The sequence below is a fragment of the Nocardioides marinus genome (assembly GCF_013408145.1).
Taxonomy (GTDB): Bacteria; Actinomycetota; Actinomycetes; order Propionibacteriales; family Nocardioidaceae; genus Nocardioides; species Nocardioides marinus.
On sequence record NZ_JACBZI010000001.1, the window covers coordinates 161,348 to 175,360 of the forward strand.

Annotated in this window: 12 protein-coding genes; 7 read left to right on the top strand and 5 right to left on the bottom strand. The window is 73.7% G+C overall.

Annotated features, from left to right (window positions below):
• Nucleotide 1 precedes the first annotated feature (1 nt).
• Nucleotides 2-964, bottom strand: a complete 963-nt coding sequence (locus BKA05_RS00855; RefSeq protein ID WP_179529737.1) for an ATP-binding protein — start codon at nucleotides 962-964, stop codon at nucleotides 2-4.
• A gap of 344 nt (nucleotides 965-1,308) precedes the next feature.
• Between BKA05_RS00855 and BKA05_RS00860 the strand changes: the two genes are divergently transcribed.
• On the top strand, nucleotides 1,309-2,820 hold the full coding sequence (locus BKA05_RS00860; RefSeq protein WP_179529738.1) for an NAD(P)/FAD-dependent oxidoreductase: 1,512 nt from the start codon (nucleotides 1,309-1,311) through the stop codon (nucleotides 2,818-2,820).
• Nucleotides 2,821-2,886: 66 nt separating this feature from the next.
• Here the strand turns inward: BKA05_RS00860 and BKA05_RS00865 are convergent, their stop codons facing one another.
• Genes BKA05_RS00865 through BKA05_RS00875 form a run of 3 tightly spaced genes read right to left on the bottom strand, consistent with a single transcriptional unit; the run spans nucleotide 2,887 to nucleotide 5,879 of the window.
• On the bottom strand, nucleotides 2,887-3,561 hold the full coding sequence (locus BKA05_RS00865; RefSeq protein WP_179529739.1) for a PaaI family thioesterase: 675 nt from the start codon (nucleotides 3,559-3,561) through the stop codon (nucleotides 2,887-2,889).
• A gap of 56 nt (nucleotides 3,562-3,617) precedes the next feature.
• Nucleotides 3,618-5,165, bottom strand: a complete 1,548-nt coding sequence (locus tag BKA05_RS00870; protein ID WP_179529740.1) for a hypothetical protein — start codon at nucleotides 5,163-5,165, stop codon at nucleotides 3,618-3,620.
• 9 nt (nucleotides 5,166-5,174) lie between these two features.
• Entirely contained in the window at nucleotides 5,175-5,879 is a 705-nt protein-coding gene (locus BKA05_RS00875; RefSeq protein WP_179529741.1) for a TetR family transcriptional regulator, read from the bottom strand.
• Nucleotides 5,880-5,992: 113 nt separating this feature from the next.
• On the opposite strand from BKA05_RS00875, the gene BKA05_RS00880 reads away from it, so the two are divergent.
• The 5 genes from BKA05_RS00880 to BKA05_RS00905 all read left to right on the top strand — a co-directional run bounded on the left by BKA05_RS00880 (nucleotide 5,993) and on the right by BKA05_RS00905 (nucleotide 11,334).
• Nucleotides 5,993-7,162, top strand: a complete 1,170-nt coding sequence (locus tag BKA05_RS00880; RefSeq protein ID WP_179529742.1) for an acyl-CoA dehydrogenase family protein — start codon at nucleotides 5,993-5,995, stop codon at nucleotides 7,160-7,162.
• A 242-nt stretch (nucleotides 7,163-7,404) separates the two neighbouring features.
• The gene (locus BKA05_RS00890) at nucleotides 7,405-9,090 is read left to right on the top strand and encodes a rhodanese-like domain-containing protein (protein ID WP_246289735.1); all 1,686 of its coding nucleotides are present in this window, start codon (nucleotides 7,405-7,407) and stop codon (nucleotides 9,088-9,090) included.
• 5 nt (nucleotides 9,091-9,095) lie between these two features.
• The gene (locus tag BKA05_RS00895) at nucleotides 9,096-9,935 is read left to right on the top strand and encodes a TSUP family transporter (RefSeq protein WP_343045457.1); all 840 of its coding nucleotides are present in this window, start codon (nucleotides 9,096-9,098) and stop codon (nucleotides 9,933-9,935) included.
• A 105-nt stretch (nucleotides 9,936-10,040) separates the two neighbouring features.
• Entirely contained in the window at nucleotides 10,041-10,205 is a 165-nt protein-coding gene (locus BKA05_RS00900; RefSeq protein ID WP_179529743.1) for a hypothetical protein, read from the top strand.
• A 52-nt stretch (nucleotides 10,206-10,257) separates the two neighbouring features.
• Entirely contained in the window at nucleotides 10,258-11,334 is a 1,077-nt protein-coding gene (locus BKA05_RS00905; protein WP_179529744.1) for an FUSC family protein, read from the top strand.
• Nucleotides 11,335-11,552: 218 nt separating this feature from the next.
• Here BKA05_RS00905 and BKA05_RS00910 read toward each other — a convergent pair whose 3' ends face one another.
• Entirely contained in the window at nucleotides 11,553-13,208 is a 1,656-nt protein-coding gene (locus tag BKA05_RS00910) for a M36 family metallopeptidase (protein WP_179529745.1), read from the bottom strand.
• A gap of 78 nt (nucleotides 13,209-13,286) precedes the next feature.
• On the opposite strand from BKA05_RS00910, the gene BKA05_RS00915 reads away from it, so the two are divergent.
• Entirely contained in the window at nucleotides 13,287-13,940 is a 654-nt protein-coding gene (locus tag BKA05_RS00915) for a TetR/AcrR family transcriptional regulator (RefSeq protein ID WP_343045458.1), read from the top strand.
• The last annotated feature ends 73 nt before the right edge of the window (nucleotides 13,941-14,013 follow it).

Here is a 14,013-nt window from a genome sequence, read left to right on the forward strand (position 1 = left end):
GTCAGCCGTAGCGGCGGGCGGCGAGGTGGGGTGTCCCCGCGTGGCGGTGCTCGGGGCGCTGGGTCCGGGCGGCGCGCGGCCGGGGGAGGGAGGGCTCGCCACGGGTCTGGCGGACCAGCTCGCCGAGGTACCACTCCTGGAAGGCGTGCTGCTCGGGGCTGCGGGCCAGCGAGAGCAGGCGCTGCTGGCGGCAGAACTCGTCGGCGAGGTCGAGCAGCGAGATGAACCGCTCGATGGTGCGACCGGCCGACCGCGCGACCACGATCTCGAGGTCGACGCTCTCCTGACCGTCCTCCTGGGCCAGCAGGACCGGGGTCTCGTCGGTGCCGACCCGCAGGTGACGATCGAGGTCGCCGAAGAGGTCGGAGAGGTCCTTGGCGAGCGGGTAGTCGCTCTCGTGGGCCAAGGAGAGCAGCCGCACCTCGCGACGCAGCTCGCTGAAGTGACGACCGAACGCGAGGAACGCCTCGACGGGCACGTCGCGCACCACGACCGACGTCGCGTCCTCGGGCAGCTCGTCGGCAGCGGCCGCTACGCCGGTGATCACCCCGGGCACACCGCGGTCGTCCGCGAAGGAGTCGGCGGGAGCGAACCAGACGACCTTGCCGTCCCGCTCGATCTCCGCACCCCAGGCGTCGGCGCAGCGCGCGACGATGGACAGGCCCCGGCCGAAGGTCAGCAGGACGTCCTCGTCCTCGTCCTCGTCCGAGGGAAGCACCGGGCGCTCCTGCGAGCCGTCACGGACCTCGACACGCGGGTGCTGGCGGGTGCCGCGGACACGGACCTGGATCGGGGCCTCGCCGTGGAGCAGCGCGTTGGTCACCAGCTCGGAGACCCCGAGCTCGGCGCACTCCACCAGCTCGGGGCGATCGATGTCCAGGCACGTCTGCACCACCCACTGCCGGGCGTCCTGCACACCACGGGGTCCACCGCCGAGCGAGAGCGCTGGTCGGTTGAGCGGCACGTGCTGACTCCCATGGATGTGGCCGGGCAGAGGGCGCGATGCGCCATTCTGCGTTCGCGACTACCCGTCCATCGACACCGACAAACCGGGTCGTTGAACTTTTTCACGTCCGAGGCCGAGGGGTGAACGATCGGTCCAGACCACCGAGGCGGAGCAGGGACCCCCTCGGGAAGGGTGTCGGACGCGCGGGGGACCCTGCGGACGGGTGGTGCGGGCGCGTGCGACGTACGCCACTGTGAGCCACGGAACGCCCGGTCGGGTTGGGCGCTGCGGCTGTGGTAGCGCGACACTTGTCGGGCACGCGGTCCCACCGGACCCCGCTACCCCAAGGAGAGGTGCTCGGCATGACCCAGACCGGACCGGCAGGCGCGGACGCTTCCGCCCCCACCCCCGCGAAGGGCAGTGGTCGTCACAGGGTCGTCGTCATCGGCTCCGGCTTCGGCGGCCTGTTCGGCACCAAGGCACTGCGCCGCTCCGACGTCGACGTCACCATGGTCGCCAAGACCACCCACCACCTCTTCCAGCCGCTGCTCTACCAGGTGGCCACCGGCATCTTGTCCGAGGGAGAGATCGCCCCGCCGACCCGCGAGGTGCTCAGCCGCCAGGACAACGCCAAGGTGCTGCTCGGCGAGGTCACCGAGATCGACCTCGAGCGTCGCCTGGTCACCTCGCAGGTCCTGGGTCGCGAGACCGTGTCCGCCTACGACTCCCTCGTGGTCGCCGCCGGCGCCGGCCAGTCCTACTTCGGCAACGACCACTTCGCCGAGTTCGCGCCCGGCATGAAGAGCATCGACGACGCCCTCGAGCTGCGCGGCCGGATCTTCGGCGCCTTCGAGATGGCCGAGCTCGGCGCGACCCGCGGCGAGGAGGTCGACCACCTGCTGACCTTCGTCGTCGTCGGCGCCGGCCCGACCGGTGTCGAGATGGCCGGGCAGATCGCCGAGCTGGCGCACCGCACGCTGCGCCGCGACTTCCGGGCGATCAACACCCGCACCGCCCGCGTGGTCCTGGTCGACGCCGCCGGACAGGTGCTGCCCCCCTTCGGCGCCAAGCTGGGCGAGAAGACCAAGAAGGAGCTCGAGAAGCTCGGCGTCGAGGTCAAGCTCGGCGCGATGGTCACCGACGTCGACGAGCGCGGGCTGCAGATGAAGCACCGCGACGGCACCGTCGAGCGGATCGAGTCGGTCTGCAAGATCTGGGCCGCCGGTGTCCAGGCCAGCCCGCTGGCCCGCACCCTGTCGGAGCAGACCGGTGCCCCGCTGGACCGCGCCGGTCGCATCGGCGTCAACCCCGACCTGACCCTCCCCGGCCACCCCGAGGTCTTCGTCGTCGGCGACATGATCGCGCTCGACAACCTGCCGGGTGTCGCGCAGGTGGCCATCCAGGGCGCGAAGTACGCCGCCAAGGAGATCGACGGGCGGCTCAAGGGCAAGCCGTCGCAGCCGCCGTTCAAGTACTTCGACAAGGGCTCGATGGCCACGATCAGCCGCTTCCGTGCGGTCGCGATGATCGGCAAGCTGCGGCTCACCGGCTTCGTCGCCTGGCTGATGTGGCTGGCGGTCCACCTCGTCTACATCACCGGCTTCAAGAACCGCGTCACCGCGGTCCTGCACTGGTTCGTCTCGTTCCTGGGTCGCGGTCGCTCCGAGCGCACCGCCACCGAGCAGCAGATCTTCGCGCGGTCCGCGCTGAGCCGGCTCGAGCGCGGCACCCAGGACCTCGTCTCCGACCCCGGCTCGTACGCCGACAAGCGGATCGCCGACGAGGCCGAGCGTCGCGCGGCGCTGGAGCAGCAGGCGCTCGAGGAGGCCCGCCTCACCGACGCCGGCGAGCGTGGCGTGCGCGTCGGCGGCTGACTCCCCGCTGGTCGAGGTGCGAGGAGCGCCAGCGACGAGCCACGAGACCCCGGAGCCCCGAGCCGCCTACTCGAAGTAGCGCGGGGTGGGGTGCGGCTGCTCGCTGGCGATCCGCTCCCGGGCCCACCGCGGCAGGATGAAGAGACCCTCGGCCTCGACGGTGACCCCGTCGGGGCCGACCAGGTGCCCGCGGCACCAGGTCTTGTGGTCCTCGGAGCGCTCGATCCAGGCCTCACCGCGCAGGTCGCCGAGCGGCGTCCCCTGCCGGTATGACAGCGTCAACGTCGCCGTCATGCCCGGCCGACCGCCCGCCCCGGCGGACTCGCCGAGCAGCTGGTCGAGCAGGAGTGCCGAGACGCCTCCGTGCACCAGGCCGGGCGGGCCCTCGTACACGGCGCCGAGGTGGAAGTCCGACCAGACCCTGCCGTCCCGGTCGGGGTGGTGCTCGATGCGCAACGGCGGGGCCACCGCGTTGCGCAGCCCCACGACGGTGTTGCCCCAGGGGCGACCGCGACCCTCGGCCGAGAAGCGGACGCCGTATGCCCCCTCGAGCTGGCGGGCCCGCAGTCGCGCGGTGATCGCCTCGACCTCGGCCTGCGCCGCCCGGATCTCCTCGTCGTCGACGAGGGTGCGCAGCCCGGCGTCGACCAGCTCGCGCAGGGACTGGGTGAAGGGCCCGTAGAGGTCGCGCTGGCGCTGGACCTCCGTCTCCGGGAGGTCGTCGCGCACGTAGCCGGCCATGCCGGGACTCTAGAACAGGTTCCAGTTCCAGGCTGGGGTCGCTCGCGCGGGATCCCTCAGAGGCGAGGCCGGTAGTAGCGCACGGCGTCCACGAACTCGTGCGGATCGACCATGGCGCGGGTGATCTCGAAGGGGTTCATGCCCCGTCGGTGGATGAGGACCTTCCAGCCGGGGCGACCCGGCGTGCCGACCATCTCGAGGTGCGTGTGGGCGCTGGTGAGCTCGAAGAGGAACCGACCCGCCTGCGTCCGCACCTCCAGCAACCCCCCGTGCAGGCTCATCCGGGTCGGCACCGAGCCGGCGCGCACGGCCCACACGATGCCGGTGAACAGCGCCAGGATCGCAGCGAACCCGATGTCGGTCTGGACCCGGGAGTCGTAGGCGCGCCACGCGGCGAGCAGGGTGAGAGCGATCCCGACCAGCAGGAGCGCGGAGGTGATCCGCCGCGCGAGGGTGCGGGGCCGGAAGTCGATGTCGGGCGGGAGCACGGCGGGTCGCGGTGGCACGGCTGCCTCGCGCTCGGCCCGCAGGGCGTCGTACGCCGACGTCGACCGAGCCGCGGCCGCGGGCGTCGACCCCGGGTCGGTGTGTGCGGGGTCGGTGTGTGCCGGGTCGGTGGTCGCGGGGTCGGGTGCGCGGGGAGCCGGAGCGGTCGGGGAGGCGCCGCGCTCCTCGGGTGCCCCGCGGACCGAGCGGTCGAGCAGCTCGCGCGCGCCGGCGGCGTACTTCGCGACGGCGGCGCCGGCCGCGGGCCTGGCCGTCGGCGTGCGGGCCGGCTTGGCTGCACTGGGCTTCGGGGTGCGGGCGCGCGGGCGCCGCGGCTCCTCGGCCGACCCGTCTGGGGAGTCGGCAGGGGGAGCAGTGACGGGTGCGGGGTCGTTGAACGCAGCGAAGACCTCGGCCGCCGCCGAGTCCGGCGCGGGAGTCGTGTCCTCCGCCAACGCCACCTGCTCGGCCTCCGCGGGTGGCTCCGACTCGGTCTCGGCTGCCTGGGTCTCGGTGATCGCGTCCCCGCCCTCGTCCGAGATCTCGTCCTCGGGGGTGGCGGTCTCCTCCTCGTCCGGCGCAGCCGGTGCCGGGGCCTCCGCGCGGCGACGGCGACCGAACCGAGAGGTCGTAGCGGGCTGCTGCTCGCTGCGGCGGACCGACGCCAGCACCACGGGCTCGAAGTCGGTCAGTCCGGTGCTGGTGGCCGGGGCGGCGGGGTGCCGGCCCGACGGCGGCGTGGCGGGCGCGTCGACCAGGGCCTCGCCGGGCTCGTCGGCCGCCCGGGGGTCGGGAGGGGATTCGTGGCTCGGCGCGGGCGTGGGCGCTGCTCGCTCCTCGACGGGGGCGTCGAGCTTGTCCTCCGCCGGCGCGGCGATGGGCTCCGCGACAGTGTCCTGGGCGGGGGCCTCGGCGGCGGTGTCGTCCCCGCGCTCGTCGTGCGGGCGGTGGACGCCGGTACGAGGCACGCCATAGGTGCGCGGGCGGGGGGTGTTCTCCTCCCCGTCGGCCCGGTGCGCGAGCCAGCGGTCGAAGAGGTCCTCCCCTGCGGGGGACCCCTGGTCTCGAGGGGGCTCCTGGGAGCCGGCGCCCTGCTCGGGCTCGCGCGCGTCGGCCATGTCCCCAGGTTAAGCGGGGGAGGCCTCCCCGTGGGGCCGGTCCGTGGCGAGCGCCTCACGCAGGTGCGGCAGCACCTGCTCGAGGCTGGCCCCCGACCGCAGCACCACGACGGTCGTGCCGTCCTCCCCGCCGGGAGGCGGGACAGCCGCCGAGACCGAGGCGAGCACCAGGCCTAGGGCCCGGTCCAACGCCGCGCGGGCGCCGGCGTCGTCGAGGTCGCCGCGCAGCCACCGCCGCAGCACGTGGTTGTGCGCGGTGACGATCGACCCGGCGATCACCTCCGCGCGCAGGTCGTCGCCCGGGGGCTCGCCGGTCCAGGTGCGCAGGGCGTCGCGGAAGAGTCGCCGGTAGCCGGTGGTCGAGCTCACCTCGCGGTCGCGCAGGGTGGGCACGGAGGCCGTCAGTCGGTAGCGGGCCCGGGCCAGGTCGCCCTCGGCCAGGTAGTGCTCGAGCACGATCCGGGCCGCCTCGGTGGCTCCGATCGGGGCTGACCCCGGGCCGCTGCCGAGGGTCTCCAGACGCGCCGCGACCCGCGCCACGAGGGCGTCGTGGTCGGGGAAGATGACGTCTTCCTTGGAGCCGAAGGCCCGGAAGAACGTGCTGCGACCGACGCCGGCGCGGGCCGCGATCTGGTCGACGGTCGTGGCGGCGTACCCCTGCTGCTCGAAGAGGGCGTAGGCGGCCTCGCGCAGCCGGGCGGCGGTGTCGGGCACGGGGCTCCCTCACGGTGACGGGTCCAGCGGATTGGCGAGACTGAGTCTCGCGCGTACGGTACTCAGTACCATCTCGTCCCGCCCGACCGCGACACCCACGCCGGAGGAACCCCATGAGCGACGCCCCGATCTACGCCCTGTCCGAGGAGCACCAGGCCATCCGGGCGGCGGTCCGGGACGTGTGCGACGCCAAGGTCGCGCCGTACGCCGCGGTCGTGGACGAGGAGGCGCGCTACCCCCACGAGGCCGCCGCGGCGCTGCTGGCCGCGGACTTCCACGCCCCGCACGTCCCCGAGGAGTACGGCGGCGCCGGCGCCGACGCCCTGGCCACGGTGCTGGTCATCGAGGAGGTCGCCCGCGCGTGCGTCTCGTCCTCGCTGATCCCCGCGGTCAACAAGCTCGGCTCGCTGCCGGTGCAGCTGGCCGGCTCCGAGGAGCTGAAGAAGCACTACCTCGGCGCCCTGGCCCGCGGTGAGGGCGGCTTCTCCTACTGCCTGTCGGAGCCGGAGGCCGGCTCGGACGCCGCGTCGATGAAGACCAAGGCCGTGCGCGAGGGCGACGGCTGGGTGCTCAACGGCACCAAGCGCTGGATCACCAACGCGGGCGAGTCGGAGTTCTACACCGTGCTCGCGGTCACCGACCCCGACAAGCGCACCCGCGGCATCACCGCCTTCGTGGTCGAGAAGTCCGACGAGGGCGTCTCCTTCGGTGCCCCGGAGAAGAAGCTGGGCATCAAGGGCTCCCCGACCCGCGAGGTCTACTTCGACAACGTCCGCATCCCCGCGGACCGGATCATCGGCGAGGAGGGACAGGGCTTCGAGATCGCCATGCGCACCCTCGACCACACCCGCGTCACGATCGCTGCCCAGGCCGTCGGTGTCGCGCAGGGCGCGCTGGACTACGCGCTGGAGTACGCCAAGGAGCGCCAGCAGTTCGGGAAGTCGATCGCCGACTTCCAGGGCCTGCAGTTCCTGCTGGCCGACATGGGGATGAAGGTCGAGGCCGCCCGCCAGATGACCTACGCCGCCGCCGGTCGCTCCGAGCGCGGCGACGACGACCTGACCTTCTTCGGTGCCGCCGCCAAGTGCTTCGCCTCCGACGTGGCCATGGAGGTCACGGTCAACGCCGTCCAGGTGCTCGGCGGCTACGGCTACACCCGCGACTACCCGGTCGAGCGGATGATGCGCGACGCCAAGATCACCCAGATCTACGAGGGCACCAACCAGGTGCAGCGCATCGTGATGGCCCGACAGCTCCTCGCGGGGGTCCAGTCAGAGCTCTGAGGCGCTCCCACCACCCGCCACCCCGACGGCCCGCAGCGTTCGCTGCGGGCCGTCGGCGTTGCGCCTCCTGCGCTCGACCCACCCGCCTCCCGCCCCGCCTCACGTACCCGTCCCGGGGAGGGGGTGTGCGTCCCGGGAGGGCGGGGAATCCTCCCGGGGAGATGGTCGGAACAACCCCCCGGGGGGTTATGCTAGGGTTCCTGACATGACCCCATGGGGGGATGAGGAAGGGAGTGCGCCAGATGCGTGAAGTCACCGTCGACACCGCTGCTGAGCTGATCGAGGGCGGTGCGTCCGCCGTCGACGTCCGCGAGCCCGACGAGTTCGCCGCCGGCCACGTGCCGGGTGCGGTGAACATCCCGATGGGCCAGCTCTCGAGCCGCCTCGACGAGCTCGACAAGGACCGCCACCACGTGGTCATCTGCCGCTCGGGCAACCGCAGCGACGCGATGACCGACGTCCTGATCGGCGCCGGCTTCGAGGCCAGCAACATGCTCGGCGGCACCCAGGAGTGGGTCGAGTCCGGCCGCCCGGTCGAGCAGCCGCAGACGTCCGCGCTCACCGTGCGCGTCATCGAGACCCCGTCCCTGGGCGACCGCAGCTACCTCGTCCACGACGGCCGGGTCGCTCTCGTCGTCGACCCCCAGCGCGACATCGACAGGGTCCTGGAGGTCCTCGAGTCCGACGGCGTTCGCCTCACCCACATCTTCGAGACCCACATCCACAACGACTACGTGACTGGCGGCTTCGCCCTCGCGCAGGCCACGGGTGCGGCGTACCACGTCAACGCCGAGGACGAGGTCTCCTTCCAGCGCACCCCCGTCCGCGACGGCGACGTCGTCGAGGTCGGCGACCGGATGCGCGTGCGGGTGCTCTCCACGCCCGGCCACACCTTCACCCACCTCTCCTACGCGCTCGTCGAGCGCACCGGCGCGGGGGAGCGTGCGGTGGGCGCCTTCACCGGCGGTTCGCTGCTGTACGGCGCCACCGGCCGCCCCGACCTGCTCGGCCCGGACCACACCGACGCGCTGGTCCGTCACCAGCACGCCTCCGCGCACAAGCTCGCTGACGCGCTGCCCGACGAGGCCGAGGTCTACCCGACCCACGGCTTCGGGTCCTTCTGCTCGGCCAGCCAGTCCGAGGCGACCTCCTCCACCATCGGTCACGAGAAGCACAGCAACCCCGTGCTCACCCAGGACGAGGAGACCTACGTCCGGGAGCTGCTCGACGGGCTGGCCGCCTACCCCGCCTACTACGCCCACATGGGCCCGTTGAACGCCGCCGGGCCCGAGGCCCCCGACCTGTCGCTGCCCGAGCTCGCCGACGCCGCCGAGCTGCGTCGCCGCATCGAGGCCGGCGAGTGGGTCGTCGACCTGCGCTCCCGGACCGCCTTCGCGGCCGGCCACGCACCCGGGTCGCTCAACTTCGGCCTGGACGGCGCCTTCTCGACCTACCTGGGCTGGCTCATCGAGTGGGGCACCCCGGTGACGCTGCTCGGGGAGACCGCCGACCAGGTCGCCGAGGCCCAGCGCGAGCTGGTCCGCATCGGCATCGACCGCCCGGCCGCGCACGCGACCGGCGGGCCCGAGGACTGGAGCGACCAGCCGCTGCGCTCCTTCGAGACCGCGACCTTCGCCGACCTCGCCGCCGTGCGCCACCACCGCGAGGTGGTCGTGCTGGACGTGCGCCGCGTGGACGAGCACGAGAAGGTGTGGATCGAGGGAGCGGTCAACATCCCGATCCACGAGATCCCGAAGCGGGTGGCCGAGGTCCCCGACGGCGAGGTGTGGGTGCACTGCGCCGCGGGCTACCGTGCCTCCGTGGCCGCCTCGTTCCTCGCCGCCGCCGGGCGTCACCTGGTCGCGATCGACGACGAGTTCGACAACGCCGCTCCCGCCGGGTTGCCGATGGTCGGCCCGGAGGCCTGATCACGGTGCTGGTCGTCGCGGCCGGCGCCGGGCTGTTCATCGGCCTGTCGCTGGGAGCCCTGGGGGGTGGAGGGTCGATCCTCGCCGTCCCAGTGCTGGTCTACCTGCTCGGGCAGTCGCCCACGCAGGCCACCACCGGCTCCCTGGTCGTGGTCGGCCTCACCGCCGCGGTCGGCGCCGTCGCGGCGGGTCGCGCCGGTCACGTCCGGCTCGGCCAGGGCCTGACCTTCGGGCTGATCGCCATCGGCGGAGCCGTGGGTGGGGCCCGAGCCGCCACCGTCGTACCCCCCGACGTGCTGATGGCGCTCTTCGCGCTGCTCATGCTCCTGGTGGGCGCGCTGATGGTGCGCCGCCTGCGTCGGCACCGCGAGAGCGGGCAGGGTGACCGACCCCGGCTCGACGACCCGATCGTGGCCTTCGACCGGGGGCAGGGGCGCTTCGTCTGTGACTGCCCCCGGCTGGCCAAGCTGGTCGTGACCGCCACCGTCGTCGGGCTGCTCACCGGCTTCCTGGGCGTGGGCGGCGGCTTCGTCGTCGTGCCCGCCCTGCTGCTGGCCTTCGACCTGCCGATGGCCGACGCCGTCGGCACGTCGCTGGTCGTCATCACCGTCACCAGCGCGGTCGCGCTGGTGGTGCGGCACGGCGCCGGCGTCGTGCCCGACTGGACGCCGGTCCTGGTCCTCACGGCGGTCGCCGCCGTCGGGGCGGTGCTCGGTGCCCGGGTCGGGGACCGGATCTCGGGCAACCGGCTCCAGGCCGCCTTCGCCGTCCTCGTCCTCGTCGTCGCCATGTACACCACCGTCCGGGCCGTGCCCGAGGTGCTCGGCGCCCTGCTGCCCGCCTGACCAGACCGACCGATCCTCCACCGATCCCACCACCGATCCCACCGGCCCTCCCGGGCCGACCACACCCCGAGCCCCGGGCTCGACCACCACCACGAAGGAGACACCATGTGCCGTCCGACCACCTGCAAGACCTGCGGCAAGACCACCTGGGCCGGGTGCGGCCAGCACGTCGGCGACGTCAAGGCGATGGTGCCGGCCGACCAGTGGTGCGGCGGCCACGAGGGCGAGGCGTCCTCCGGCGGCTTCCTGGGTCGGCTCTTCGGGCGCTGAGCCCGCCCCGACGGGTGCCCCGCACCCGTCGCCCGCCTGCCAGGCTGGAGGGATGCGCGCCCCGCGACCCGACAGCCGCACGGACCTGCTGCAGATCATCAAGGCGACCCTGGCCACCGCCGTGGCCTGGGTCGTCGCTGCGCACGTCCTCGAGCTGCAGCAGGCGTTCCTGGCGCCCTGGGTGGCGCTGCTGACGGTCCACGCGACCGTCTACCGCACGGTCTGGCGCGGCAGCCAGGCCGTGCTCGCCTCCGGGCTCGGCCTGCTCGTCTCGTACGCCGCCGTCCAGCTGCTCGGCTACGAGCTGGTCGCCACCCCGGCGCTGGTCGCCTCGGTGCTGGTCGGGCTGCTGCTCGCCCGGGCGTTCCTCGCCCGTGACGAGGGGGTCGCGGTCGCGACGACCGCGCTGTTCGTCATCACGGCCGGCTACGGCGCCCACGACGCCGCCCAGGAGATGGCGCTCTCGCACCGCTTCCTCGACACGTTGGTCGGCGTGGCCACGGGGTTGCTGGTCAACCTGCTCGTGGCCCCGCCGCTGGACGACCGGGTGGTCGAGCGGGCGGGAGCCGACGTCACGCACCGGCTGGGGCGGCTCCTCGTGCGGATGGCCGAGGACCTGCGCGGCGAGGTCGACGAGGGGGTCTCACAGGAGTGGTTGGAGGCGACCCGTGACCTCGACGACTCCCTGGACCTGGCCCAGCAGCACCTCGCCTTCACCCGCGAGAGCCGGTGGGCCAACCCGCTGCGGCACCGCTCTCGGCGCACGGCCGACCCCGAGCAGGCCGAGGCGGTGCTGTTCCGCCTCGAGGACGGCGTCGCCCAGGCGCGGGCGGTCGCGCGGATCGTCCACGAGTCCGTGGTCGCGGCCGAGCAGTGGGACGACGAGTTCCGGGAGCGTTGGACCGACGTCCTCGAGCGCGTCGGGCGCCGCGTCGCCGACCCCGCGCGTGACACCGGTGGGGCGCCCGGTCTGGAGGACCTGGTGCGAGAGCTCTCGGTGGCCGACCTGCCGGACCGCCGCTGGCCGCTCTACGGCGCCCTGATCACGGCGGTCGACAACGTCGCCGGCATCGCCGACGACGTCGCCCGGCTCAGCGGGGTCGCCGGGTGGGAGTCAGCCTCGGCGTGACACGCGGGCGGCCCGGCACCGCGTCGAGCAGAGGGGCGACGGGGCGGTCCCACTCCCTCGGGGTGATGAGTCGTGGCTCGGCCGGTGCCTGCGCCGTGTGGCCACTGGTTCGGAACCCCGCCCCGTCGCTCTGGGACCAGTAGACCGCGCGGTGGGGGCGCCGAGCAGGGGCGAAGGTCCCGGTCCCGGGACCGGAGGGCCCACCCGTCCCGGCCGGGTCAGCCGAGGTAGCCGCTGCGTCGGGCCTCGCGGACGACGACCTTGCGCCAGGACTTCCTGCCCAGCGCCCCGGCGGCGAACCGCAGACCGGCGATCGCGTCGTCGTACTCCGCGTCGGGCAGCAGCGTCTCGTGCATCACCAGCACCAGGCGCGCGGCGTTGACCGAGCGCTTCCTCGTGCTCCGACCGAGCTTCGCGCGCACCCGCCACAGGTAGGAGGACCAGATCTCCCCGTCGGCGTGGACGGCCTGCTCCAGGTCGGTGCGGGCGTCCTTGTCGCTGTCCATCCGGCGCAGGCAGGTGGGGTCGTCGGAGGAGTAGGTCGTGGCGTCCCAGTCGGCGACGCAGACGTCGTGGAAGCCCTTGCTGGTCAGGGCGAAGTAGTTGCCGGCGTTGAAGTCGCCGAAGCCCTCGCCCATGGCGCCGCCCGCGGTGGTCTCGCCGTAGCCGGGGACCTGGTCGTCCTGCATCGCGTGGCCGTACTCGTGCAGGATCACGTCGGCGTCCTCCGCGTCGGGGACGCCCCCGCCGCCGAAGACGATCAGGTCGTTGCCGGGCTGGTAGAAGGAGTTGTCGTAGCCCGGCAGCAGCGTCGGGACCAGGGTCTGCGGGTGGGCGTTGACGTCGGTCAGGCCGATGCGCTGCAGCCACGACTGGTAGGCGTCGACGTGGTAGTAGGTCATCGCCCCCACGAAGCGCGGGTCGCTGCGGCTGTAGGACACCGGCTCGCCCAGGGACTGGTCCAGGAACCCCGGCGAGGCGGGCAGGTCGGCCCACGGGCCGGACAGCAGCCCGAGGGCGAGGCTGGACTCGTCGAGGTGCTCCAGCGTGCGGGGTCGCAGCTGCGCGGTGAGCTCGGCCGAGTCCACCGGGACGTTGACGCCGGTGCCGGTCTCGAACGGCGAGCGCAGCGAGGTGTCGCGCGAGGTGGCCACCGGGTTGGGGTCGAACAGCTCGGCGGTGAACGAGGCCCCGTCCCGGCCCTCCCGCCCTCCGGCGTACCGCGCGTCGTCGGCGACCCCGAGGACCGACCCGTCGGCGGCGTCGAGGACCACCTGGCCGGCCCGGGCAGGGGTCAGTCCCACGACCGAGACGGTGAGGGTGTCGACGAGCCGCCCGTCCACCGGCCGCAGCACCCGGTCGACGTCCGGTTCGACCAGGACCTCGGTGACGCCCAGCGTCGCCAGGGCCACCGTGCGGGCCAGGGCGTCGCCGACGGGGCGGGCGACCGGCTCGCCGGGCAGGTCCGAGCCGCTGCCGGCGACCTGGACCACGCGCCCGTCCACCGCCGACACCAGGACGTCGGTGCCGCGGACCGGTACCCCACCGCGGAACTCCCGGCCACGGACGTGGGTGCCGACCATGCTGTGCCGCACCCGCTCCCAGCGGACCGCCCCGGCGTCCACGCCCAGCCGGTCGGCCTGCCGGGACAGCGCCCGGCTCGCCCAGGTGCGCGGGCCGCCCCGCGCGGCACCGAGCCTGCCGAAGAGCGTGGTGCCGGGGCTGTCGTCGGGGCCGGTGATCGCCTCGGGGCCCAGCAGGTACGGGCGCTCGGCCGCGGCCTGCGCGTCCGGGCCGGTGAGGGTGGCCGTCGAGGGGGCGACGAGGGCGAGGACGGTGGTGGCGAGCAGCAGGCGGCGGGGCGTCGGACGCATGACGGGGACAACGTCCACGGCGGCCTGCGGTCACGGCTGCGGCGGCGTGCGGCCCGCCACTCGGCTACGGTGCGCGACGTGAGCACCGAGGACGCCCCGGCCCGGGGGCAGGCGACGCAGCGGGTGTGGGAGCGCTGGCGTGAGTACGCCGCGGACCCCGCCGCCGACCTCCCCCGCATCCTCGGTGCGGCGCTGACCGCCTTCGCCGAGCACGGCTACCACGGCACCTCGATCCGCGACGTCGCGGCCGCGTCCGGGCTCTCCGTCCCCGGCGTCTACCACCACTTCCGGTCCAAGCAGGAGATCCTGCGCGCCCTCATGGACGCCACGATGGACGAGCTGCTCGGCCGGTGCGAGGCGGCGCTGCGCGACGCGGGCACTGACCCGGCGGCGCGGTTCGACGCGTTGGTGGAGTCCTTCGTGCGCTTCCACATGTTCCGCCGCCCGCAGGCCTTCGTCGGGTCCAGCGAGATCCGCAGCCTCGAGCCGGACAACCGCGCGGCGTACGTCGCCCGGCGCGACGCCGCCCAACGGATGCTCGAGGACGTGGTGAGCGAGGGGGTCTCGGCCGGTGTCTTCTCCGCCGAGCACCCCGACGAGGTCGCCCGGGCGATCTCCTCGCTGTGCGTGGGCGTGGCGTCGTGGTACCGGCCCGACGGGCCGCTCACGCCCGACCAGCTGGTCGGGCGGCACCTCGTCCTGGCCCGGCGGATGGCTGGCGCGCCCACCTGACCACGTGGCATCCTGCCTACCGAGCGAGTGATCGGTCGGGGCCCGAGCGTCGGGTCCGACATCCCGCCGGGAG